This is a genomic window from Petrotoga sp. 8T1HF07.NaAc.6.1, assembly GCF_016772115.1.
Lineage (GTDB): Bacteria > Thermotogota > Thermotogae > Petrotogales > Petrotogaceae > Petrotoga > Petrotoga mobilis.
Genome location: NZ_AUPG01000007.1, coordinates 19,659 through 44,017, shown reverse-complemented (window position 1 = coordinate 44,017; position 24,359 = coordinate 19,659). Strand labels below are relative to the sequence as shown.

Annotated in this window: 25 protein-coding genes and 3 tRNA genes; 7 read left to right on the top strand and 21 right to left on the bottom strand. The window is 33.1% G+C overall.

Features of this window, described 5'->3' with window-relative positions:
• Positions 1 to 111 precede the first annotated feature (111 nt).
• Entirely contained in the window at positions 112 to 2,574 is a 2,463-nt protein-coding gene (locus tag NAAC61_RS06050) for an ATP-dependent Clp protease ATP-binding subunit (protein ID WP_237729794.1), read from the top strand.
• An 11-nt stretch (positions 2,575 to 2,585) separates the two neighbouring features.
• Here the strand turns inward: NAAC61_RS06050 and rd are convergent, their stop codons facing one another.
• From rd to NAAC61_RS06030, 4 genes are all read right to left on the bottom strand, one after another.
• The gene (rd, locus tag NAAC61_RS06045) at positions 2,586 to 2,750 is read right to left on the bottom strand and encodes a rubredoxin (protein WP_012209421.1); all 165 of its coding nucleotides are present in this window, start codon (positions 2,748 to 2,750) and stop codon (positions 2,586 to 2,588) included.
• A 33-nt stretch (positions 2,751 to 2,783) separates the two neighbouring features.
• Positions 2,784 to 3,137, bottom strand: a complete 354-nt coding sequence (locus NAAC61_RS06040) for a class II SORL domain-containing protein (RefSeq protein ID WP_012209422.1) — start codon at positions 3,135 to 3,137, stop codon at positions 2,784 to 2,786.
• A 31-nt stretch (positions 3,138 to 3,168) separates the two neighbouring features.
• Entirely contained in the window at positions 3,169 to 3,678 is a 510-nt protein-coding gene (locus NAAC61_RS11025) for a rubrerythrin family protein (RefSeq protein WP_012209423.1), read from the bottom strand.
• Between the two features lie 137 nt (positions 3,679 to 3,815).
• Positions 3,816 to 5,630, bottom strand: a complete 1,815-nt coding sequence (locus NAAC61_RS06030; protein ID WP_012209424.1) for a heme NO-binding domain-containing protein — start codon at positions 5,628 to 5,630, stop codon at positions 3,816 to 3,818.
• A 312-nt stretch (positions 5,631 to 5,942) separates the two neighbouring features.
• On the opposite strand from NAAC61_RS06030, the gene NAAC61_RS06025 reads away from it, so the two are divergent.
• Both NAAC61_RS06025 and NAAC61_RS06020 read left to right on the top strand, forming a co-directional pair.
• The gene (locus NAAC61_RS06025) at positions 5,943 to 6,251 is read left to right on the top strand and encodes a hypothetical protein (RefSeq protein WP_012209425.1); all 309 of its coding nucleotides are present in this window, start codon (positions 5,943 to 5,945) and stop codon (positions 6,249 to 6,251) included.
• Positions 6,252 to 6,263: 12 nt separating this feature from the next.
• Positions 6,264 to 6,692 carry an HD domain-containing protein gene (locus tag NAAC61_RS06020; RefSeq protein ID WP_237729793.1) on the top strand — a complete coding sequence of 143 codons (429 nt, stop codon included), beginning with the start codon at positions 6,264 to 6,266 and terminating at the stop codon, positions 6,690 to 6,692.
• 126 nt (positions 6,693 to 6,818) lie between these two features.
• On the opposite strand, the gene NAAC61_RS06015 is transcribed toward NAAC61_RS06020, so the two are convergent.
• Complete coding sequence (locus tag NAAC61_RS06015; RefSeq protein WP_012209427.1) at positions 6,819 to 7,058, bottom strand: hypothetical protein; 240 nt, start codon at positions 7,056 to 7,058, stop codon at positions 6,819 to 6,821.
• A gap of 32 nt (positions 7,059 to 7,090) precedes the next feature.
• On the opposite strand from NAAC61_RS06015, the gene NAAC61_RS06010 reads away from it, so the two are divergent.
• Positions 7,091 to 7,651, top strand: a complete 561-nt coding sequence (locus tag NAAC61_RS06010) for a 2'-5' RNA ligase family protein (protein WP_012209428.1) — start codon at positions 7,091 to 7,093, stop codon at positions 7,649 to 7,651.
• A gap of 2 nt (positions 7,652 to 7,653) precedes the next feature.
• Here the strand turns inward: NAAC61_RS06010 and NAAC61_RS06005 are convergent, their stop codons facing one another.
• From NAAC61_RS06005 to NAAC61_RS05960, 10 genes are all read right to left on the bottom strand, one after another.
• On the bottom strand, positions 7,654 to 8,490 hold the full coding sequence (locus NAAC61_RS06005; protein WP_158584809.1) for a DUF368 domain-containing protein: 837 nt from the start codon (positions 8,488 to 8,490) through the stop codon (positions 7,654 to 7,656).
• Between the two features lie 112 nt (positions 8,491 to 8,602).
• On the bottom strand, positions 8,603 to 9,430 hold the full coding sequence (locus tag NAAC61_RS06000; protein WP_202695497.1) for a PHP domain-containing protein: 828 nt from the start codon (positions 9,428 to 9,430) through the stop codon (positions 8,603 to 8,605).
• A gap of 43 nt (positions 9,431 to 9,473) precedes the next feature.
• The gene (locus NAAC61_RS05995; RefSeq protein WP_012209431.1) at positions 9,474 to 9,743 is read right to left on the bottom strand and encodes a hypothetical protein; all 270 of its coding nucleotides are present in this window, start codon (positions 9,741 to 9,743) and stop codon (positions 9,474 to 9,476) included.
• A 90-nt stretch (positions 9,744 to 9,833) separates the two neighbouring features.
• Positions 9,834 to 10,418: an NUDIX domain-containing protein gene (locus NAAC61_RS05990; protein WP_202695496.1), complete on the bottom strand. Its 585-nt coding sequence runs from the start codon at positions 10,416 to 10,418 to the stop codon at positions 9,834 to 9,836.
• Positions 10,415 to 10,948 (bottom strand): ATP-dependent protease subunit HslV, encoded by a 534-nt coding sequence (hslV, locus tag NAAC61_RS05985; RefSeq protein ID WP_012209433.1) that lies wholly within the window; start codon positions 10,946 to 10,948, stop codon positions 10,415 to 10,417. The genes NAAC61_RS05990 and hslV overlap by 4 nt, the downstream gene beginning before the upstream one ends.
• Before the next feature lie 95 nt (positions 10,949 to 11,043).
• Positions 11,044 to 11,940, bottom strand: coding sequence for a D-alanine--D-alanine ligase family protein (locus NAAC61_RS05980; RefSeq protein ID WP_202695495.1), 897 nt, complete (start codon positions 11,938 to 11,940; stop codon positions 11,044 to 11,046).
• A gap of 29 nt (positions 11,941 to 11,969) precedes the next feature.
• Positions 11,970 to 14,258, bottom strand: coding sequence for a type I DNA topoisomerase (gene topA / locus NAAC61_RS05975; RefSeq protein WP_202695494.1), 2,289 nt, complete (start codon positions 14,256 to 14,258; stop codon positions 11,970 to 11,972).
• A gap of 18 nt (positions 14,259 to 14,276) precedes the next feature.
• The gene (locus NAAC61_RS05970; RefSeq protein WP_202695493.1) at positions 14,277 to 15,335 is read right to left on the bottom strand and encodes a 3'-5' exoribonuclease YhaM family protein; all 1,059 of its coding nucleotides are present in this window, start codon (positions 15,333 to 15,335) and stop codon (positions 14,277 to 14,279) included.
• Complete coding sequence (gene alr / locus NAAC61_RS05965; protein WP_012209437.1) at positions 15,328 to 16,452, bottom strand: alanine racemase; 1,125 nt, start codon at positions 16,450 to 16,452, stop codon at positions 15,328 to 15,330. The genes NAAC61_RS05970 and alr overlap by 8 nt, the downstream gene beginning before the upstream one ends.
• The gene (locus NAAC61_RS05960) at positions 16,442 to 16,756 is read right to left on the bottom strand and encodes a hypothetical protein (protein ID WP_123821421.1); all 315 of its coding nucleotides are present in this window, start codon (positions 16,754 to 16,756) and stop codon (positions 16,442 to 16,444) included. The genes alr and NAAC61_RS05960 overlap by 11 nt, the downstream gene beginning before the upstream one ends.
• A gap of 234 nt (positions 16,757 to 16,990) precedes the next feature.
• On the opposite strand from NAAC61_RS05960, the gene NAAC61_RS05955 reads away from it, so the two are divergent.
• From NAAC61_RS05955 to NAAC61_RS05945, 3 genes are all read left to right on the top strand, one after another.
• Entirely contained in the window at positions 16,991 to 17,791 is an 801-nt protein-coding gene (locus NAAC61_RS05955; protein WP_012209439.1) for a nitrilase-related carbon-nitrogen hydrolase, read from the top strand.
• 192 nt (positions 17,792 to 17,983) lie between these two features.
• Positions 17,984 to 19,786 (top strand): molecular chaperone DnaK, encoded by a 1,803-nt coding sequence (gene dnaK / locus NAAC61_RS05950; RefSeq protein ID WP_012209440.1) that lies wholly within the window; start codon positions 17,984 to 17,986, stop codon positions 19,784 to 19,786.
• A gap of 151 nt (positions 19,787 to 19,937) precedes the next feature.
• On the top strand, positions 19,938 to 20,420 hold the full coding sequence (locus tag NAAC61_RS05945; protein ID WP_103064707.1) for a GNAT family N-acetyltransferase: 483 nt from the start codon (positions 19,938 to 19,940) through the stop codon (positions 20,418 to 20,420).
• A gap of 78 nt (positions 20,421 to 20,498) precedes the next feature.
• On the opposite strand, the gene NAAC61_RS05940 is transcribed toward NAAC61_RS05945, so the two are convergent.
• The 6 genes from NAAC61_RS05940 to NAAC61_RS05915 form a co-directional block, all read right to left on the bottom strand.
• Positions 20,499 to 20,574 (bottom strand) — tRNA-Phe (locus NAAC61_RS05940).
• 11 nt (positions 20,575 to 20,585) lie between these two features.
• Positions 20,586 to 20,660 (bottom strand) — tRNA-Val (locus NAAC61_RS05935).
• A 12-nt stretch (positions 20,661 to 20,672) separates the two neighbouring features.
• Positions 20,673 to 20,748 (bottom strand) — tRNA-Glu (locus NAAC61_RS05930).
• Positions 20,749 to 20,792: 44 nt separating this feature from the next.
• Entirely contained in the window at positions 20,793 to 22,142 is a 1,350-nt protein-coding gene (murC, locus tag NAAC61_RS05925; RefSeq protein ID WP_202695492.1) for a UDP-N-acetylmuramate--L-alanine ligase, read from the bottom strand.
• A 44-nt stretch (positions 22,143 to 22,186) separates the two neighbouring features.
• Positions 22,187 to 23,242, bottom strand: coding sequence for a UDP-N-acetylglucosamine--N-acetylmuramyl-(pentapeptide) pyrophosphoryl-undecaprenol N-acetylglucosamine transferase (locus NAAC61_RS05920; RefSeq protein ID WP_202695491.1), 1,056 nt, complete (start codon positions 23,240 to 23,242; stop codon positions 22,187 to 22,189).
• Positions 23,232 to 24,332 (bottom strand): FtsW/RodA/SpoVE family cell cycle protein, encoded by a 1,101-nt coding sequence (locus NAAC61_RS05915; protein ID WP_202695490.1) that lies wholly within the window; start codon positions 24,330 to 24,332, stop codon positions 23,232 to 23,234. Before NAAC61_RS05915 ends, NAAC61_RS05920 begins: the two co-directional genes overlap by 11 nt.
• Positions 24,333 to 24,359: the final 27 nt, after the last annotated feature.

Sequence of the window (24,359 nt, the reverse complement as noted above, 5' to 3'; positions counted from 1 at the left end):
TGAAAAGGATATAATGAAAATAGAATTAGCAAATAAAAGTAACGAGTGATAAAATACTTTATTACGTAGAAAAAAACTCCCTGAAAGGGATCTATGGATGGAGGTGACTTAATGAGATTCAATCCGAATGATTTTACTGAAAAATCTTTAAAAGCATTTCAAGAAGCTCAAAATGTTCTAGGTTATTCAGGAGGTAATATTCTCAAACCTGAGCATTTGTTGTTAGCAATTTTAAATGTTGAAGATGAAAATGTGGGGAAAATTTTTCAAGGTACCAATACTAATTCTATAAAAAGCAAACTTGAAGAAGCTTTATCCGAAGAAATGGGAGTTTATTACTCAATGTCCTATGGTAGTGCACAAGGTATTTACCTATCAACTAGTTTAGCAAATGCTTTACAAATAGCTAAATCAGAATCCGACAGGATGGGTTTTAAAAAAATTCCTTTACTAGCCTTATTGTTAGGGATTTTAAAGGAAGGTACATCTTACGCTTCCAAACTTCTGTCTGCTTATACTACGGAAGCTTTAATTAGAGAACGGCTACAAGAGATGTTAGAAAACGGAGACGAAGAAATAGAATCAGGTATGGGAGATCCTTTGAAAAAATTTACTGTTGATTTAACCAAAGAGGCAAAGAAAGGAAAGCTTACGCCTGTGATAGGAAGAGAAAAAGAAATAAATAGAATGATTGAAATATTATCAAGAAAGTCTAAAAATAATCCAGTATTAGTTGGCGACGCTGGAGTTGGGAAAACAGCCGTAGTAGAAGGTTTAGCGCAGTTGATAGTAGATGAAAATCCTCCTTCTTATTTGAAAAATAAGAAAATTTTACAATTAGACATGGCCGCCTTGTTGGCAGGTTCTAAATTTAGAGGTGAATTTGAAGAAAGGCTTAAATCAGTTATCGATACTGTAAAAGAAAAGAGCGACGAAATTATTCTTTTTATCGATGAACTTCACAATATAATAGGGGCTGGAGTGGCTGAAGGAAATGCAATGGATGCCGCAAATATTTTGAAGCCAGCTTTAGCTAGAGGTGAAATAAAGGTTATTGGAGCAACAACCTATGAAGAATATAAAAAATACATTGAAAAGGACAAAGCATTAGCGAGAAGGTTTCAACCGGTGTATGTACAAGAGCCTACCCCTGAGCAGGCTATTGAAATACTTAAGGGTATAAAAGAAACTTACGAAAAACATCATAAGGTCGAAATATTGAATGAAGCTTTAATCGCAGCAGTTAATCTTTCTCATAGATATATTAACGACAGATTCTTACCCGATAAAGCCATAGATTTGATAGATGAAGCTTGTGCCAGAGTGAAGTTGAGAAACTCAGCCAAACCAGAGAAAATTAGAGAATTGGAAAAGAAATTGTCAAAATTAGAAGAAGAGATTAATAAACTAACTTTAGAGGAAAAATATGAAGAAGCCTCCAAAAAAAAGGCAGAGTATTTTGACCTTCAAAAGGAATTAGAACAAGCACAAAAAGCTGCTAAACGAGTACAAAGCGAAATAAGCAATGTAGTAGATGAAGACATAATAGCCTCTTTGGTACAAGAATGGACTGGAATCCCTGTTACACGAATGGTTGAAGATGAAAAGAAAAAACTTGCCAACCTTGAAAACGAAATACACAAAAGACTCGTTGACCAAGATGAAGCGGTTAACACTGTTGCAGATCATATTAAAAAGGCCAGAGCGGGATTGAAAGATCCTAAGAAACCAGTTGGTTCATTCTTGTTCCTTGGTCCAACTGGAGTAGGAAAGACTGAACTAGCAAAAACATTAGCCGAGATATTATTTGGTACTGAAGACGCACTCGTGAGAATAGATATGAGTGAATACATGGAAAAATTCAACGTTTCTAGGTTAGTAGGTGCAGCACCAGGTTACGTAGGTTTCGAACAAGGTGGACAACTAACAGAAATGATCAGAAGGCGACCCTATTCCGTTGTATTATTCGATGAAGTTGAAAAAGCTCATCCCGATGTATTCAACATATTGTTACAGATCTTAGACGATGGTAGGTTAACAGATTCTCAAGGTAGGACCGTCAATTTCAGTAATACCATCATAATACTAACTTCCAACTTAGGTTCAGAGTTACTAAATAAAACCAAGAAAAGTGTTGGTTTTGTTGGAGAAACAGAAGAAGAATCTTATGAAAACACAAAAAATGAAATTATGAGCCAGGTAAAAATGGCCTTTAGACCCGAATTTATTAACAGGCTGGACGATATTATAGTATTCAAACCTTTGAGTATCTCTCAGATAAAGAGAATAGTCGATATAATGATTTCAAGGTTAGAAGGAAGGTTGAAAGAAAAGCATATCAGCATTCAAATAACTGAAGCAGCGAAGGACGTTATAGCAAAAGAAGGATTTGATCCAGTTTATGGGGCTAGACCGTTGAGAAGAGTCATAGAAAGAAAAATAGAGTCTCCTTTGGCAACTATGATCATTGAAGATACTATAAAAGAAGGAGATACGGTTATAGTTGACTCAAAAGATGGTGAAAATTTAGAAATAAGAAAATCTGGAGGAGAATTATTAAAAAAGCGGGATTAACATCCCGCTTTTTATTCTTCAAGTAATTCAAAGTCTTCTTTAGCTGCACCACAAACTGGGCAAGTCCAATCATCGGGCAAATCTTCAAAAGAGGTTCCTGGTTCTATATCGTTATCAGGATCTCCTGCTTCTGGATCGTAAATATATCCACAAATCATACACCTGTATTTTTTCATTTTTTATCAGCTCCTATTTAGTATTTTCAAAAATCATCCTACAGAAACTTTTTTAGTGTTTTCCCAAAGTCCATGAATATTGCAATGAGAGAGGGCGATCAACGTTCCTGATTTGGTTAACTTAATTTTTGCTTTTACGTGAGGTTCCCCCACCACAGGTCCAAAAATATATCTGCCAACATGTACGGTATTTGGATCATCATCATATTGTATAAAAAGATCTATCCATTCAATATGGTGTTCTACTGTGTTCGGATGTTTAATCTCTTTACCTATCTGTACATCAACTTCAAACTCTTCGTTAGGTTCAACTTTGTCTGGACAATCGATTGTAGGGACATGTTTTTCATTTTTGAAATCATTAATCTTAATTACATCACCTAACACAAAGAATCATCTCCTTTCTTAAAAAATCTAGTTAGAATTCTACAAATTTGCTTCTCGGAGCTCCGCAAACAGGACATTTTTCTGGTGCTTCTCCTTCTACAGTATAACCACAGACATCACATATGAAGATTTTACCAACTTCAACATCTTTACCCTGGTCTGCAACCTTTTTTGCGTTCTTGTACCACTCTGCGTGTATTTTCTCTGCTTCCAAAGCAAAATAGGTGGTTCTTACCGCTTCATTTTCTTCTTGAAAGTTAGCTGCATTGTTGTACACTGGATACATTTCTTCAATTTCAAAGGTTTCTCCATCTATACATTGTTGGAGGTTATCTTGAGTTGATCCAATATAACCCAAGGCTCTGTAATGATTCCTTGCATGAACAAACTCAGCATGTGCAATAGCTTTCCACATTCTTGCAAGGTTTTTTAACCCTTTTTCTTCCGCTTCAGTAGAGAAAATCAAATACTTCATATGTGCCTTGGATTCACCACAAAATGCATCCTCCAAAAACTGTCTTGTCATTTCTCTTTCTACCAAAGTTATCTACCCCCTTATTTAAACTTATTATCGTCTTTCAAAATTCTCAAATGTTTTAAAGGCACATTCTAAAGTAAAGTATAACATGAAAGTTTTAAAAAAAGATTAAAAAAATAACATAATTTTGAAATAAAAGATCAATTCTTATTGGATAAGCTTTCTTTAAGTGAAGAAATAAATCTATCCACCTCTTTTATGTTCTGTAGGATTTCTTTTATATTATTTACAAACGTTTTGACGGAGCTAGATATTTCTTCAGCGGTAGCCGAACCTTCTTCGGATATAGCTAGTAAGTTTTGGGTGTTTTTAGTTAAATCTTCTAGTTTGACCCCTTCACTGCTTAATTCGTTTAATATTTCGTGTATCTCTTTAGAGATATTTTTTATATTAGTAGCAGATTCTTTATTATTTAGAGAGCTAATTCTTAGATTGTTAGCTCCTTCTCTCATTGCCTTAAACTCTTTTTCCACAGTTTCTGTTAATAGCTGAATACCTGAAGATATTCTACTAAGTATATTATCAATCTGTGAAGCGGCTATTTTGCTTTCCTCTGCTAATTTTCTTATTTCATCAGCTACCACCGCAAATCCTCTGCCAGCTTCTCCTGCTCTTGAAGCTTCAATTGCCGCGTTTAAGGCTAACAAATTAGTTTGATCAGCAATACCCTTTACCGTGTCAACAACCTTAAGAATTTCTTTAGTATCCTCTTCTAACTTATCACTTTCTTTCACTAAATTATTGAATCTTTCGCTCATATTTTCTATTTCTTTTGAGGATGCTTCTACTTTTGAAGAGGAATCATTGATTCTTTTGACAGCATTTTCCAAAGAGTCTACCATCTGATCTTCTCTAGATATGATACTTTGTATTGTATTTACATTTACTTCAACTACATTTGATATTGATTCGGCATCTTGAGCGATCTGTTCCGAACTTATAGCCACCTGTTCAACTAGTTCTCCTATTGAGTCACTTATTTCCTTCATTTCTTCAGCTCTTTCGCCAACTTTTTCAGTAAAGGTTTCTATTTCTTCTATATCTCCAGTTAATTGAATAAAAATACCATTAAAATTGCTTCTCAAATTATCAATTTCTAAAGAATGCTTTTCAAGCATTTTTTCTCCCTTTAAAAGTACGGGTTTATCATATTCGAGGTTATTTAAATTTTGCAACCCTTCTGAAGAAGAAGAAAATAACCTTTTGAAATAATTACCCATCGAAAGAATAAACGCTCCAGATAAGATACCTGTAATTAAAAATGTATACCAATGGTTTCCTAAAATCCAAGTAAAAAGCCAAGATAATAAAAAGACAATGATTATTGTATAAAAAGTTAGAGAAGTGAAAAACATTTTCATTAATGATAAGCTCATAGCTGTGAAAAACCTTGCCTTCTTGATTTTTGCGTATGGTTTCTCGCTTTTTAATTTTATTTTTAGAAAACTTCCCTGATCAGTGTTTCCTTGATCAATAATCTCATATTCAATTTTTTCACCAAAAACCTCGGCGGAACCTTCCAACAATCCTAAGAAATAGTATCTCATATCTCTGAAAGAACGATAGGTAATGTAGGCTGAGTTGCTATCTATGATTTCAAATTCAATGGCGGGAGGTTTGGCTCCTTTTATTCTCCTTGTCAACGATTTATGAACGTCATTCATGGTTGATAAAAATGACAGAAGTCCCTTTTTTCTGAAAAAATTAGGGTAATATTTTTTGAACGTATAAATGTTTTTTTTCCCTAATTCTTTCATGAGCTCTTCTTTTGATTTATTAGTTGTTTTACTCATTAAATCAAGAAGTTTAAAAACTTTTGAATCTTCCAAATCTTCGAAAGGAGAGAAGTGTTTATCTTTTGGAATTCCTATTTCGGTTAAAAGCTGATTAACATAATCTTCTCCATATGTATTTTTCCAAGTTTCCATCCAAGTTTCTACGATCATTCCCTTCATCAAATTCCCTCCTAAGTGTAGTAGTTATAGCAACTTTAAGAATTCTAAACCAAGCTTTAGCAGCCCGAACAATAAAAAATCTTTATCTTTTTGTCCTTAAATTATACCATATTTTTTCTGGTTATTTAATTATTAAAAATACAGGGCAAATAATTTGTATATTTAGAAAATGCCTAAATAGACTAATTGATTGGTTAATAAGTTTGAGAAAGCTTATTTATTGCACGAAAGGCCTTTGAAATCTGCAAAATTGTGATATAATAATTAAAATGATATAAAAATCTCTTTTTCCAAAGGAGGTACGCAAAAAGGATGGCTAAGAATAATGTTGAAGATTTAGAGAATAGAATAAAACTATTAGAAGAACAAAATAAAGAAAATAGGGAAACTTTGGACGACCTGCTTTTTCAAAATTCAAAGATGAAAGAAAAATTAAATAAAATATGGCGTAATCTGAAGATCATGTTTTGGTTATTTTTTGGTTTAGTTGCATGTTTAATATTAATTTTTACCACTACCCCACCCGTGGTAATCGGTTTATGGATCATCTTTGGAGCTATTTTATTTACTGTATTAATTTTTTATTATTACTTTAAATTTGCTTATAATAAATTTGAATAAGGAGTGATTTTTTTGACTAAAGAAGAAGCCCTTGAGTTACTAAAGCAAAACTTAAAAACGGATAATTTGTTCACTCATTCCCTTGCCGTTGGAGCTATTATGAAAGAGTTAGCAATACATCTAAACAAAGATGAGCAAAAATGGGAAATCACCGGTTTACTACACGACTTGGATTACGAAGAAACCAAAGATGATCCAGCTAATCATGCGTTAAAAACTGTTGAAATGCTTGGAGACAAGGTCGATCAAGATGTAAAAGACGCTATATTGGCGCATAACGAAAAAAAAGCGTTGGAAAAAGATATTGAGATAGCCTTATATGCTGCAGATCAACTTTCTGGGCTTATTGTTGCCTCTGTCTTAGTAAGGCCAAGCAAAGATATAGCTGAATTATCAGTTAAATCATTAAAAAAAAAAGTTCAAAGACAATGCTTTTGCTAGAGGAGCGGACAGAGAAAAAATAAAAGAAATAACCAAACTGAACATCGAATTAGACGATTTCTTCAAAATAGCCATAGATGGTATGGTTCGAATAAAAGACGAATTGAACTTAGTTTGATAAACACTTTAATCATTTTCATTATTTTTATTCTTTACATCTTTTGACTCATTTTGAAGTTCAGCGATTCTTAGGTTCATCAAAGTGAAAAAAGAAATTGAAACAACACCAAATGTGGCAAAAATCCAAGTTACTAGAGAAAACCAAAAAAGTTTTGTGAACCAAAAATAGAATATTAAAAGAACTCCAACAGAAATAGAGAAATAATAGATAAGAAACTTTATGATTCGTTTTTTGTTGTAGCTCATTTTTAAACCTCCCACTAAAAAAGGTGATAATCGTGCAAGCTCTTTTGACTATTCTACCTCAACCTTTTTACAATAAAATAACAAAACTTTGGAATGAATTAGAAAAGAATTTTGGCGTTAATTGGGTAAAAAACAACGTACCTTTTCCCCATATAACTTGGAGTGTTGCTGAGAATTATAAAGTTAACGATTTAAATAAGTTACTCAAAAAGGCAACCAAAGAATTGGATTCATTAACCATAAAAACGGAAGGTGTAGCCTTATTTACCGGCAAAAAATTAACCTTGTACATCCCTGTAAAACCGACAAAAGAAATTTTGAACTTTCACGAATACCTTTGGAATTTGGTCAATGTAAATGACTCAAAGCTTAATGAATATTACTCTCCTGATAATTGGTTTCCACATATAACTTTAGCGGTAGAAGATATTAATAAAGAGAACATTGGACAGATTACCAGTTATTTGTCTGATAAAAAGTTAAAGTATCAAATAAAGTTGGAATCTCTTTCCCTTGTTCATAGAGAGTTGGGGAAAGAGGTTGAAATTGATCAAACTTTTGGAATACCAAAAAAGAGAAAAAGGAAACAGTGAAATTATTTATTGTTTCTACCGAACCTCTCGATAATTACAATTACTATGGCTCCAATTAAACCAAATATTAAAAAACTAACAAAGTTATCTATTCTTGAAATGGGAGCCCTCAATCCTCCAACCATTAGTCCCATCAAAAAAAACATTGTCGTGAGGTAAAAATTATCCAACACCCATTTCAATAGTCTGCTCATAGAAGCCAATCCCAGTACAACACCCAAAACAAAGGTTATCAGTACAGGGAAATTAAAATCATTAACTGCTTTTACAATGAATGAATATTGATTCAAAAGTAATAGAACGTATGCACCGGAAATGCCCGGTAGGATCATAGCAGAGATAGCCAAAAATCCAGAAGAAAAGATTATTAAAAAATCGTGTTGTTCTAATAAAAACTGTGCCCCTGAAATATAGAAGGCAACTAAAAAACCAATAGCCGTTGAAATAAAAAAAGAAACGTATTTAGATTTTTGCGTATTTTTGAAATCAGAATTTTTAAATATATCTGAGCCTAAAAAAAAGATACTCCCGATAATTAAACCTGAAAAGAATGAAAAGACACTTGTTTGGTAGTTAGTTATTAAAAAGTCTATAAGTCCCAAGGTTGAGAACATTCCAAGAAAAACACCTATGTACAACAATATCAAAAATCTAAGTTCCCGACTTTTCGTTAAAGTTTTGAAATTGAATAAATTAGAAAAAACAAAAGACCATGCAGATATGAAACTCTCATAAATGCCTAGTATCAAAGCTATCGTAGCGCCTGAAACTCCCGGGATAGAATCAGAAATACCCATGAAAATACCATACAACGGAATTAACAGATTTTTTTTCTTCATAAAAACCTCCATTAAATATATTTCTTTTATAAAAAAACCCCGCATAAAGCGGGATAAGTTGGGGATTTTATTGGGGGTTATTGTTTTCTAAATCTATTATATGCAAAGAATCTTAAAGCATCCTTAAAATATTTAAAAATGCTTCTAATTCTTCTTTGCTGATGTTAATCCCCATTTCTATCCCTGCTTTGTTTGTTCCATGATAATCCGAACCAGCGGTTATAAACAAATCATACTTTTTGGCAAGTGCTTTATACCTTTCGATCATTTCTTTGGTGTGCAAGGAGTAATAAGCTTCTATGCCATCTAACCCATAATCTACTAACTCTCTGATCAGATTATCTAGATTTTGTTCATCGAGTTTTGTTTGATAAGGATGTGCCAAAACAACTACACCACCCGCTTCCTTAATTAACAATATTGCATCTTTTGGTTCTAACCTTTTTTTATCTAAGTAAAGAGGAGCTCCTTTCTTTAAATACTTATCGAAAGCCTCTTGTTTGTTGCTTACATAATTTTTCTTCACCATTAAAGAAGCAAAATGGGGCCTACCAATCAATTCTCCACCTGCTTCTTTTTTTAGTTCTTCAAGGGTAATTTGAAAACCAAGTTTTTGCATGTTTTTGATCATTAAAACGTTTCTTTTTTTTCTAAACTCTTGAAGCTCTTCTAAAACCTTATTTAGTCTTTCGTTATTGCTATCAAAACCGTATCCTAATAGGTGTAGAGTGGTTGGGAATTCTGCACTTATCTCTACTCCAGGAACAAATTTTAATTTTTTTAAATCTTTAAAATTTTCTAAAGATTTTACTCCATCAAGGGTATCGTGATCGGTGATAGATAGATATTCTATATTTTTTTCTAAAGCCAGATTCAATAATTCATTAGGAGTGTTACTTCCGTCTGATCCTGTAGAATGAGTATGAAAATCTACTTTCACATTTTCCCTCCAGTTTTAATTAGTATTACAACGCTCCTTTTACTTATTTTTTCCAAAGAACTTTATTTTTTTCATCGTCGTATATCTCTTCAACGTCTTCGGGTATATCGATTTCTTCTATATATTTGGATATAGTTTCTTTGATCAAATCTTCCGGTAAAGAAGTGATGAGCCATAAGTCGCTTAACCAAACTTTGTTGTTTTCTCTAAGCGGTGCTTTATAAATAGCACTTTCTACTGCTTTTGCAAAGGTAGATAAAGGAACTTCCTTTATAAAACCTTTACCTGAATTTTCTCCGTAAATGTTGTTCATAAAATAAATTTAGACCTCCTTTATATTCGCTTCAGCTGAAACCCACTGTCCCTTACGGGTAGTTAGCTGCACCCATTTAAGGAAGGGAACTTACAAGTTATTTAAAGCAATTTTTGTCCAACCTTCAAAATTCACATCTTTTAAATTTACGATTTCTTCTTTTTTCATCCAAGTGCTCTCAAAGTTATCTTCTTCTTTAATCTTAGCAGAATCGATGAATCCGACGAAAAGAACACCTAAATGAACCTTGGATACATCTTCATCGTTATCATTGATTATTCCTTTGTAAACATATTTATATGAATTGGTAATCCATAATTCTTCGTTAATTTCTCTATCCATCCCGTTGAAAAAAGTTTGTTCCATAGTAATACCCTTATCTCCTTTGTTTATGTGACCCCCTATCCCTATCGATATTTTGTTGTGAAGTCTTTTTTCTCCTTGATTTTGTGTCCTTTTTAAAACTAAAATCTCGTCTTGGAAGTTTCTGAACACTACATAAGGTATGATTTGTTTGTAATTATAATCGTTTTCGAGTGCATTTCTTTCATAGAAATTACCACTTTCTAATATTTCCACAAAATCGCTGAATTTTATTTTAAAAAAATTGTCATTGTTCGAAGATATTTTTTCGTCCATTTTTTTTGTGGGAATAGCTAAAATTTGTTCACTCATTCTATAATCTCCATGGTGATATTATCGTTCGTATAAATACAAATTTCACCGGCAATTTTTATTGCTTTTTGAGCGATTTCTTCAGCATCTAAGTCTGTGTTTCTCAATAGAGCCATTGCTGCAGCATAAGCATAAGGTCCACCGGAACCAATTGCGATTGCATCTTCTTGTGGTTCCATTACTTCGCCATTGCCTGAAATTAGAAAGATATTTTCTTTGTCGGCGACTAATAATAATGCTTCAAGTCTTCTAAGTGCTTTGTCCATACGCCATTCTTTGGTCAGTTCCACAGCTGCTTTCATAAGATTGCCATGTGAAGACTTATACTTTCCTTCAAATCTTTCATACAAAGCCAAGGCATCGGCTACGGATCCAGCGAAACCTGATATTACTTTTCCTTCGCCTAATCTTCGCACTTTTTTGGCGTTACCTTTAAAGATTGTTTCTCCCATTGTTACCTGTCCATCACCACATATTACAGTTTTTCCGTTTCTTTTTACTCCTAATATTGTTGTCCCATGAAAATCCATAAATTATTTTTCCTCCTTGCAGTCACATTTTTGTGTTTTTTATAGCGCCCCTTCTCCCCGCTCCCCACCCATAAGGAAAAGAGCTTTTTACTCTTTCACCCTGCAACCCGCGCAACATGGTTTTTAATTATTATATTTATTAACTCATCAAAGCTAATTCCAGCAGCTAGTGCGGATGTAGGAAGATCACTTAATTCTGTTAAACCAGGCACAGTATTTATTTCCAAAACGTAAACTTCATCGTCTTTTAAGATGGCGTCGATCCGAAACATGTCTTTAAAAGTGAGTGTTTGCATAACGTGATTCCCTATTTCATTTATTTTTTGTATGATTTTTTCGGGTGAATTAAGCTGTGGCTTGAGTTCCGTTAACCCGTTAGTATATTTTGCTTCATAATCATAGAATTCTTTTTTTGGAATAATTTCAAGAATTGGTAGTAATATGAACTCTTCATTTTTCTGAATATAAGATATCGTTATTTCCCGGCCTTTTATATATTCTTGAACCAGAACTTCCTGAAATTCTTTCAAATCTTTTTCTAAATAGAATTTGTATTCATTTTCGTTGTGAATGATGTATACTCCTTTACTCGATCCACTTTTTCTAGGTTTGATGATGAAAGGGTATTCAAAGGGCGGTAATATAAATTTGTTGGTTAGGGTTGTCTGAGGCATTTGTATATAATTTTTAAATAGATTATAAAAAATAAATTTATCATATGTAGCTACACATGTTTCAGGGTTTGAACATGTGTAGTCTATTCCTAAGATTTCTAATAAGGAAGGTAATCTTCCGTCTTCTCCGTAATCTCCATGTACCACGTTGAAGGCGAATTTATAATTTTGAATTTTATTTATAAAATCATCATCTATTAAATCTAAGATTACTGGTTTATAACCTAAATTATTTATAGAATTAAAAACATTTTTTGCGCTTGTTAAGGCAATTTCTCTCTCTTTAGATTTCCCACCTGTAATGATTGGGATGTACATCGTTTTTTCTCCTTTTTTACTTTGTCTGTTTATTTTGTTAGTTGTTTGATTTCTTCAATTTCAAAGTATGTTTTGTCTTTTTCACAGTATAACTTTTCCTTTCCTTTTGAGGTTTTGTAGAATAATGTTTCACCACAGTTTGGGCAACTATACTCTGAAGGTTCGTTCCAATACATGGTTCCGCAAGAATCACATTTGAAATAAGTTTTTCCTTTTTTGCTTTTTAATTTTACGATGTCACCTTCACAGTTGGGACATTTCCCTCGCGCTTTCACATTCCGAGTGTATTTACATTCTGGGTAATTACTGCATGCAATAAATTCTCCGAATTTCCCATGTTTCAATATGAGATCTCCACCGCAAATAGGGCATTTTTCATCTATTTTATTCTCTTCTTTGTCTATTTTTAAAGTTTCTTGTAGATATTCTTTTATGTATAATTTCTCCTTAATTGTTACTCCAAATGATTCCGCCGGGATTTTCTGAGTTTCCTTGCATTCTTCACAGGATAAATATAGACCGTATCTTCCAAAATTTAATTTCATATTTTTCCCACATTCTTCACAAGGTACATCACTTTCGTAGTGTAAAATTTCTTTTTTATTTTTGATGTTGTTAGATGCAGTCGAAAGGAACTTCTCAAACTCTTTGTAAAACTGCTCTAGAACGACTTTACTTTTGTTTTTTCCGTCTTCTATCTTATCAAGGTCTTCTTCCATGTTCGCGGTGAATTTTACGTCGACTATTTCTGGGAAATATGCTTCCAAAAAGTCAGTTACTACAAAACCAGTTGTTGTAGGCCTCAAGGTACTTTTTGCTATTTTGGATACGTATTTACGCTGCAAAAGTGTGGATATTATGGTTGCGTATGTTGATGGCCTTCCAATACCTTTAGATTCTAATTCTTTTATCAATGTTGCCTCCGTATATCTATTTGGAGGATTAGTCTCTTTTTCTTCGGATTTTAATTGGTCGTATGTGATCTTATCATTTTTACCTATTTCAAATTCCACTTCTTTATTGTTAGGGTTCCAGAATTTTTCAAATCCATCAAAGATACATTTTTTGGACGTTATTTCAAATGCGTATTTGTTGGTGTTGTCTTCAATAGTGTATGTTTTTTCTAAATATCTTGATGGAGCTGATTGAGAGGCCATGAATCTATTCCAAATAAGGGTATACAACTTCAAATGGTCTGAAGAAATTAACCTTTTTGCATTGTTAACATCCATGTTGATGTCTGTAGGCCTTATAGCCTCGTGAGCATCTTGAACATTGGATTTTTTGTTTTTTGATAAGTAATGTCCAACGTAATCTTTTCCATAATTTTTTTCCAAATAGTTAATAGCTGCCTGTTGAGCTTCATTTGAAACTCTTGTAGAATCAGTTCTCATATAAGTAATAAACGCAATACTTCCTTCAGAGGTTTCCACACCTTCATACAACTCTTGAGCGATTTTCATTACTTTAGATGAAGCCCAGTTAAAAGTCGAAACCGCTGCTTGTTGTAGCGTACTTGTAATGAATGGTAATGGGGGTTTTCTTATTGTTTCTTTTTCTTCTACGTTCACCAGTTTAAAATCCTTGTCTTTCAAATATTCGAAGATCTGGTCTTTCTTTATTTTTGTTATGCTTTCGGGTTTAATTTTTTTACCGTCTTCTTTTGTTAAAGGTATATTTTGACCTTTGTACTCAAGATAGATATTGAAGTATTTTTTTGGTTTGAAGATAAAAATTTTTCTTTCTTTATCCACTATCAATTTCAATGCTGCAGATTGAACCCTTCCCGCGCTTGTTTTGTAATCTTTTAATACTTTCCAAACCAAAGGTGAAATTTTATATCCTACCAATCGGTCCAAGATTCTCCTAGCTATTTGAGCATCCACTTTTTTTAAGTCTAAACTTTGAGGATTACTTATTGAATTTTTTATTGCATTTTTTGTTATTTCTGAGAATATAATTCGATTTTTCTCTTTTGGATCAAGATCTAAAATCTGAGAAAGATGCCATGCTATAGCTTCTCCCTCTCTGTCCATATCCGATGCTAGTAATACTTTTCTCCCTTTTGTTTCTTTCTTGATTTCTTGTATAACCTTTTCTTTACCGGGAATCACTTGAAAGATAGGTTCAAAGTCGTGTTCGATATCAACTCCAAACTCTTTTTTAGGTAAGTCGCGGATATGACCTTTTGAAGCTATTACTTTGTATTCCTTTCCTAAATATCTTTCTATTGTTTTTGCTTTTGACGGGGATTCTACTATTACTACGTATTTACTTTCCCCACTATTGCCGTTGGATTTAGTGCTTTTTTTGGGCATTAATTGAATTACCTCCCGCTAGTATTTTTCTATTTTTATCTTACGTGCCAGCCTTTTATCGTATTCACTCCAACTTTGATCTTTGTTTATTTGTAAGGTATTTCTAATATTGTCTTTAACTTGAGCGATTTTGGAGTCGACATTATCACTTAAACCAATTATGAATGATTCGATGGTTTTTGGGACTACAGGACTTCCATATTCTAGTTCTCCATGATGGGAGAGGATGATGTGTATTATATGGTTAAGATCTGATTCTTTTATTTTTGGATTTATTTTTTTTGACTCTTCGTACACTATTTTTGTTCCCAGATGTATGTGTCCAATTAATTCACCTAGTTCAGTTTTTTCTATTCCACTGGGTTTTATAACGTATTCTTCTATTTTCCCTATATCGTGCAACAGTGATCCAGCTATTATAATATCTTTATTGATCCATATCTCATTATCTTCGTTATAAAGATCATACAATCTTAAAGATAGTTCAGTAACCATTACAGTATGTTCCAATAAACCTCCAGGATAGGCATGATGTACTTCCACTGCAGCTGGAGAAAAAAGAAAGGATTCTCTTAATTTTGAATTAACCAAAAAGATCTGTTTCAATAAAGATCTGATACCTTCATTTTCAACGGCTTGTATGTATTGTTCGAGTTTAGTTGTTAACTTTGATAGATCATTATTAGAAAATAGCAAGTACTTTTCGGGGTTGATATTCGTTATGTTGATCTTTTGCACTGAATTGGTCTCGTTACTAATATTGATTTGAAGCCTATTTTCAAAGTAAACTATTTTCCCCTTTACTTTTATAACGTCTCCAATTTGAATCTTGTTATTGTTTGCTTCTGCGTTATACCAATCGATAGCTCTAATGGACTGACTTTTATCGGCAATTGTAAACAATAAAAACGTTTTGTCATTTTTTGTTTTTTGAAGCTTTTTGCTCACAACTTTACCTTCTACTTCTGCGTCTTCAGTGGGTTTTAAATCAGATATTAAAGTAATATTTTCTACAGCTGCCTTTGGTTGAAACGGATTATCTTTTATTATATCTCCCAAAGAATATTCTTCATTCAAAATATTTTCCTCCCTTAATGTAAATCCGCCGAACCCTTTGAGCTATTCTTGAGGTTACTTCATAGTTTATAGTAGAAGCGTTTTCAGCTACTTCTTCTGCGGTTATTTGATCGTATTTTTGCCTCCCAATGATTACAACTTCATCACCTAGTGATACATTATTATCAGTAACGTCCACAACTATTTGATCCATAGATACCCTTCCTAATATTTTAGATCGCTTTCCGTTAATTAAAACTTCTCCTTTGTTGGAAAGGGCTCTAAAATAACCATCTGCATACCCTATAGGAACAATAGCGGTTTTCATCCTTTTTTGCACTTCGTAAGTTCGTCCATAACCGATAGTATCATTCGGTTGAAGGTTTTGAATGTTCGCGACAATGCTTTTTAGTTCCAAAATAGGTTTTAATTGATCTATTTTATAAGTTGTAGATGGTTGTAAGCCATAAGTGGCAATGCCTGGCCTCACATAATCTAAAGCGAATTCTGGGAAAAAAAGGGCAGCAGCACTATTAGAAATATGTTTTTTTTCAACATCTATGCCTGAACCAATTATATAATCCAATAACCCCTTATATTTTTCAAATTGAACTCTGGTAAAATCATCTTTTTCATCTGCATTGGCAAAATGAGAATAAACGCCTTCTATTTGAATGTTTCTATCTTTGATCAACTTTATTAATTGAGGTAATTTTTCCTCTTTTATGCCAATTCTGTTGATTCCAGTATCCACGTTGATATGGAACTTAAATTTATCAACATCTTTTCCTAGTATATCACATACTTTTTCTAAAAATGTAGAAGAAGTAATTGTTGGCCTTAAAAAATGAGCGAATTCCAATAATTCTTTAAAATCATCTGGGCTAAAGTAATTAAAGATTAAAATTGGGAGGTGTATCCCCCGGTTTAAGATTTCTAAAGCTTCTTCCAAATAAGCAACAGCCAACATACTATAACCTTCTTTAAATACTTGCATTGCCAAAGGCAACATACCATGTCCATAAGCGTTTGCTTTTAAAACTGGTATGATATGCGCTTTTGTTTGATTTTGTATATAATTTAAATTTTCTAAGTATTTATCAATATTTATATATGCTGCCGTTTCTCTACCCTTCAAGTTTATCCCCTTTTAAAATAGAAATGAGTTTATCTCGTTCTTTTATATACTTAGGCAAAATAATTGTTTTATCTTTTAAAATTATTATTATTTTTCTGGAAGTTATAACCGTTTCTTTTATGGAGGATTTACTGAAATGTTCATATTTTTCTGAAAATACGGAGGTGATAACGTAAAAGGTTTTGTTATTTTGATCATAAATAATAGGATATCGCATGAATTTTCTAATGGAATAAAATAAAAGTGTAACTATTATTCCAAGAAATATATAAGCAATAATACCTTTCGGATAAAGACTGTACACATAATTACCCAATATGAATAAAAATAAAACAAAAATTAGAGGTAGCAGGTAGAGAATTTTTGAATATCTAAATTTATAAAGAATTTTTAAACCCCTCTTTTGTCTAATTGGTTTTTTAGAATCGACAATTAACATTATACAATAATTTTAAATAGTTGGCAAAAGTTTTCTTCTTTTTATTATATAATGTGCATTGGAGTAGAGTAAATGGGTGAGTGAAGAGGAGGTTGAAAAATGTTTAAAGTTAGCGTAGTTCAATTCAAACCAGAACTATTTGAGATCGAGAAAAATGTAAATAAGGTAATGAAGATTATCGAAGGAGTCGATAGCAATTTTATAGTCTTTCCAGAATTAGCTTTTACCGGTTATGCTTTTTCCTCTAAAAAAGAAGTAGAAGAAACTTACGAGTCGCCTTTAGATGGGATCGGATACGCCTTTAAAACTTTTAAGGAATTTTCTAAAGATACTGGTGTAAGTGTAGTATATGGTTTTAACGAGAAGTATGAAGGTAAGTATTATAATTCATCAATTTTGATCAAAAGTGATGGGACATATAAAATATATAGAAAGACTCACTTGTTTTTCAGAGAGAAACTGTTTTTTACCCCGGGGGACACGGGTTTTTGGGTGGATAATATTAACGGAATAAATGTTGGAGTTGCCATCTGTTTTGATTGGTACTTTCCGGAATCCTTTAGAACATTGGCTTTATTAGGTGCAGATTTAATTTTGCATCCAGCCAATTTAGTCTTACCATATTGTCAAGAAGCCAATAAAATTAGATCTTTAGAAAACAAGATTTATATTGCCACATCAAATATTTGGGGAACCCAGATCAACGGTGAAATAGAGTATTCTTTCACGGGTAAAAGTCAAGTGACTTCACCTGATGGAGAGGTGCTTTTTAGATTACCAGAGCAAGGTGATTTTATTCAAACAGCAGAAATAGATGAAAGGAAATCTCAAAATAAACGTATTAATGAATACAACGATCTCTTCCAAGATCGAAAACCAAAATATTATTTTCACTCTTAGATTAAGAGTGATATAATTTTTGATTGCGTTTAAATTTAGCTAGCTTATAAGCACTTTATCATAGATATTATATGTATTCTCTTAACTTAATAAATCACTTGAAAAAAACGATTGTTTGAATTATAATAGTACTAGAGTCAAATAACAAATACACATTTAGAAATAAAAAAGTTTTAGTGAGGGGGTATTTTCATGAGTACAAAAGAATATGTTGTAGGTATAGACTTAGGTACCACTTATTCAGCTATCGCTTGGGTAAAACCCGATGGTAACCCTGAAGTAATACCCAATGCGGAAGGTAAAAGGACCACACCTTCTATTGTTTCTTTTACTAAAGATGGTCAGATATTAGTAGGTGAACCAGCTAAAAGGCAAGTTATTTTAAATTCCGATAGAACTGTTCGCTCCATAAAAAGGTACATGGGAAGTGACTACACAGTAAGAATCGATGATAAGGTGTATACACCTCAACAGATTAGTGCGTTCATACTTAAAAAGCTGGTTAAAGATGCAGAAGAATATTTAGGAGGAAAGATCAAAAAGGCCGTTATTACTGTTCCTGCTTATTTCAACGATGCTCAAAGGCAAGCTACCAAAGAAGCAGGGGAAATTGCAGGATTAGAGGTTCTAAGAATAATAAACGAACCAACAGCGGCTTCAATAGCTTTTGGTCTCGATCGATCAAAAGAAGAGAGAAAAATAGTTGTATATGATCTTGGTGGTGGAACATTTGATGTTTCCATTTTAGATATAGGAGAAGATATCATAGAGGTTATCGCTACTTCGGGGAACAATCATCTAGGTGGAGACGATTTTGATCAAAGAATAATCGACTGGTTAGCTGATGAATTTATGAAAGAGTATAAGGTTGATTTAAGAAAAGATAAGCAAGCACTTCAAAGATTGAAAGAAGCAGCTGAATCTGCTAAGATAGAATTATCAAGTAAATTGGAAACGGATATAAATTTACCTTTCATTACGGTTGTGGATGGTCAACCTGTTCACTTAGAAAAGAAACTAACACGAACTAAATTAGAAGAACTCATTGGAGACTTAATAGAATCAACAAGAGTGCCCATTGAGAACGCAATGCGGGATGCTAAACTTTCCCCACAAGACATAAGCGACGTTTTACTTGTAGGTGGTTCAACGAGGATACCAGCAGTTCAAAAATTGGTTAAAGATTATTTTGGAAAAGATCCTTCTAAGAATGTTAACCCAGACGAAGCAGTAGCAGTTGGAGCAAGTGTTCAAGCTTCTATAATGGTAGGAGAAACAGAAAGAGATTTAGTTTTAGTAGATGTTACTCCTTTATCCTTAGGTGTTGAAGTTAAAGGAGGTTTAATGGAAGTTATTATACCAAGAAACAACAAAATCCCTGTGAAAAAATCTAAAGTTTTTACGACCTCTGTTGATGGACAAACGGAAGTTGAAGTAAGAGTTTACCAGGGAGAAAGACCTTTGGCACGAGATAATTTTTTCTTAGGGAGTTTTACATTAACAGGTATTCCCCCTGCACCAAGAGGAGTTCCTCAAATAGAAGTTACTTTTGACATTGATTCTAATGGAATAGTAAGTGTATCCGCAAAGGATCTAGGAACTCAAAGGCAGCAATCTATGGTTGTAACTGGAAGACACAAGCTCGACAAAGACCAAATAGATAGGATGATGAAAGAAGCAAGAGAGTATGAGGAACAAGACAAAAAGGTAAAAGAAAAGGTTGAGTTGAGAAACCAAGCAGATGATTTAATCTATCAAACAGAAAAATTATTACGTGAAAATGGAGATAAAATACCCGATAATTTAAAAATCAACATTGAAGAAAAAACAAAAGAATTAAAGCAAGCTTTAGAGGAAGATAACGTCGGTAAAATTAAGATAGTTAAAGACGAATTACAACAAGAGATTATGAAGGTAGGTCAATATATTTATCAAAATCAAAACCCAGGAGCAACTGCAGGAGCAACAACTCCAGTAGACGATCCAGAAAATTAAAAATTCAGGAGGCTTTTAAGCCTCCTGAATTTTTTTGAACTTACCTTTGGATAACCCCACATCTATTAGTCGTATAAAGTAAAGTCCTATTCATCCACATTTTGTATATAAGCTTAACTGTGGTATAATGTATTTTGGAGGTGGATACAAAATGCAAAAGACTTTTAATTTCGATTCATTCAACTTATCATTGAAAGAACTGGACTCAAAGGAAGATCTATTAGATGACGATTTTGAGTTCACCAAATTAGAAATAGCAGAGTTCTTAATAGAGAATTTGGGAAGGTATGGTGATCCTCTAGAAGATATTATTAATTCCATCGATTACGCCTTTTCTAAAGATAAAGGAAAAGGTGGGTTTGTTTTGGTACTCTATAATGCCGAGCGCATCACGGGTTCTGTTGTTGTTAACGACACGGGTATGGAAGGATATATCCCTGAGCATGTCCTTGTCTACATAGCTGTTGATAAAGATTGTAGAGGTAAGGGGATTGGTAGTAACCTTTTAAAAGAAACAATTAGTCGATGTAACGGGGATATATCTTTGCATGTGGAGTACGATAACCCGGCAAGAAAATTGTACGAAAAGCTTGGTTTCAAATCAAAATATGCAGAGATGAGATATAAGTCATAATCTCCAGTACCAAACAAAAAAAGGCAACCAAAACGGCTGCCTTTTCAATATATGTAACATGCTACTAAAAAAATATTATGGTGGGCAGGGGCAGAATCGAACTGCCGACACACGGATTTTCAGTCCGTTGCTCTACCGACTGAGCTACCTGCCCATCCATAAACATGGTGGGCGCTGCAGGATTTGAACCTGCGACCTTCTGCTTGTAAGGCAGACGCTCTCCCGCTGAGCTAAACACCCTTCTTAATATGATGGCGCCCCCAACCAGATTCGAACTGGTGCCTTTGGCGTGAAAGGCCAATGTCCTGGGCCGCTAGACGATGGGGGCATTATCTCAAACCTGAAATATATTATCATAAAAATTATGAGATGTCAAGGTTTTTTTTTGTTTTTTGATAATTTTTTTGCTATGTCTGTTATGTCTCCTGCACCAACAAAGAGTAATACAGCATTTTTTTCTTGTAAAAGATCTGATATGATTTCGTCTTCCGAATTATAATATTTGGAAAAAGTAGCTTGTGAATTAAGAGCTTCTACAACCTTTTTTTCATCTACACCATTTATGGGTTCTTCAAAGGCCGAATAAATTCTGTAAACTAATACCTCATCCGAATATTTTAGGACATCAATAAAGTCGTTTATGTGGAAGTAAAGGCGGGTGTACCTGTGCGGTTGAAATATGGTTATTATTTTTCTTTTTGGGAAATACTCTTTTGTTGCTTTTATAGTTTCTAAGATTTCGTCAGGTGTATGGGCATAATCGTCTATTATTGATAGATTATCTTTATCGTAAAGTATATTGAATCTTCGTCCAACCGAATTATATCTATGAAAGGTTTCTTTTATTGTGCTAAACTCAATCCCTAATTCTAAAGAAAGTGCGGTTGAAGCCAGTGCATCATAAGCGTAGTGTAATCCTGGAAGATTTAAAGTGATATCTCCGATGTATGTGTTTTTGTGATAGATCTCAAACACTTGATATCCGTTATATTGATGTCTGTTTTTTATAATATAATCAGCCTTTTCAGATTGCCCAAAGTATAATACTTTCTTTTCGTTCAAATGCCATTTGTTGAGATGAACGTCATCTCCATTTAATATAACCAGCTCTTTCGTGTTTTTTGCAAATTTATATAAAGAACTTTCCAACTTTTCAAATTCGTTGTTGTAGTGCTCAAGATGATCTGGTCTCAAATTATTTATGATAGAAAAATTAGTTTCTGTTTTTTCGATAAAACCATCACTTTCGTCGACTTCTGCTATTACTATTCCATTTCCAAATCTAAAATTGCCATCTTCTAGTGAATCATGTATTCCACCTAAAAAAACTGTCGGATCTTTACCAGCGTTTTTGAATATTTGAGAGACCATAGCGGTAGTGGTGGTTTTTCCATCTGTTCCTGTTATACCTATTGAGGTATGCTCTTGTAATATTGAATTCAGTAGTTGCATTCTACTAATAATAGCTATCTTTCTATTTTTTGCTTCTATCAGCTCTGGATTGGTATCTTTTATTGCGGTTGTTTTTATTAAAAAATCGATATCAGGAAGATTTGAGTCCTGATTTAATTTAACTTTTATTCCTTTTTTTATTAAGTATTCCACTCTTTCGTTCATTTCGTTGTTTGATCCAAGCACACTCGTTATACCATGTTTATAAGCAAGGTACAAGGCTAAGGAACTCATGCCTATTCCACCAATTCCTGAAAAGTAGTACTTCATAGATACCTCCTTACCAAAATACAAAGATTTTAGATCTCTACACATTATAAAATCTCATCGATATTATTAATTATATTTTCTGTTGCTTTATTTATCTTAGGTGTGTAGATAAATTCTGTATTTTTTGGTTGAATATGATTTAAAAAGTTGATAAATTCATCAGTTTCCACTTTTTCTTCATCGATAACAGCAATTTTTCCTTCCTTCTTAAGAGAAAGAGCATTTTTTAATTGATGATTTTCTGCTGCACCTTTCCATGGGATCAAGATACCAGAAAGATCATAAAACTGAATTTCGGCGAGTGTTGTTGCTCCAGCCCTTGATACTACCCCATCTGATACAGCCATCAATTCATATAAATTTTCTATATATTCAAAAGTAAAAACGTTGGGAAATTGTTTGAACTTTTCTTGGTTTTTCGTTATATGTATGTAATTGTTAATTTTTTCTTTTTCGTATACTTTGTACATTAATTCATCTATTTCGTTTGAACCCAGACTTCCGCCAAAGACTAATATACATCTTTTGTTTAGATCCTTTATCCCAAAATTACGTAAGTAAGTTCTGGGGATTTCTTTTTCAGGCGTTCTTACAGGATTGCCTGTAAAAATAAATTTATCATTCAATTTGGTTTCTTCGTAACTTACAAAAACCTTTTTTGCCCATCTAGATAGTACTTTATTGGATATTCCAAGTGTTGAATTTTGTTCATGAAGATAAAATGGAATATTTTGTTTTTTTAAAGCTAAACCGACGGGAACAGTTACGTATCCACCAGTGAGAAATCCAAAAACAGGTTTGAATTCTTTTATTATTTTTTCAACTTTACGCATATCACTTAAAACTTCAAAGGCTTTGTTTATATTTTTAACGCTGTATAATGGCCTTTCTAGACCTTTGGTATTTAGAGAAATTAACTTTGCTTTTGGAAAGTCGGTAGGCAACTTTTTTTCTTCAATTCTTCCTTTTGTAGTAAAATATATTATCTCCAACTTATTATAATATTTATTTAAATATTTTAAAACAGAGAGAGCAGGGTAGTAATGCCCTCCTGTACCGCCACCGGAAAAAACAACTTTTAACTCTTTATTATTCTTCATCTGAACTTGCCAACTCCGAATTATGATATATTAATCCTAGTCCCCACCCTATAGATGTTAATGTAACTATCATAGAAGAATTTCCATAACTTACCATTGGAAGCGTTACCCCTGTAACTGGCATCCATGGTACTCCCAATCCGACCAAGGTGTTTATGACAACTTGAATGAAGATCCAAGAAGCTGTAGCTCCACAGAATATAAAAGTACCGTGATCTTTAGTAAGATAAGCTAAATACACAAGCTCATGAGACAGAAAAAAGAAAAGAGTTAGAACCATTACTATCCCTAATTTTCCCCATTCTTCTCCTATAACGGATATGATAAAATCACTGTAAGATTCAGGTACATAGTATTTAAATTCACCGGCAAAAGGTCCTGTACCAATCAGCCCACCATTTGTAATGGCATCTCTCGAACGTTGACTCTGAAAATCGTCGGAACTTGTCAATCTTGAAATTTGATAGGTCTGGAGAAAATTATCCTTAAAGATAAAAAGAAGAGAGATGATAATCAAGGTAAAAATAAAGAAGAACAACATAACCTTTTTATCTCTTATTCCTAAAAAAATCGTTATTAAGGTTAACATTGTAATTATAAGGGAAGAGCTGAGATCTGGTTCCAAAAAGATTAAGAATATGCTAAATCCACATACTAAAATGGGGAAAATTACATTTATTAGTAGATTCTTTTTATTTTGTATTTGAGTGTAATAAAAAGCTAAGAAAGCAGGAATAATGAGTTTTGCAAGCTCTGATGGTTGAAATTGGAAAGGACCAATATTCAGCCACCTTTTCACACCTGCGATAGGTTGAGTGAATAAAACTATAATTAAAATGAGATTTAAAAATACAAAAAGAGCTATCATGATATGCTTGTTTTTTGTAAAAGTATCACTGAACATAAAAGCAATTACGGCACCTAAAAAGCCGAGAATTAAGGCGATTATATATGTTTGAAATTTTTGATCGGGGTTTATCTCTTTGATGTCACTGATTGCAAAGAGAGAACTGTAGATGAATAGAACACCTACGAATAGAGTGATACCTAATATTATTAAGTAAAAGATGAAATTGTGTTTTATCACCATACGTTGGGGGAGCACCCCCAAACCCCC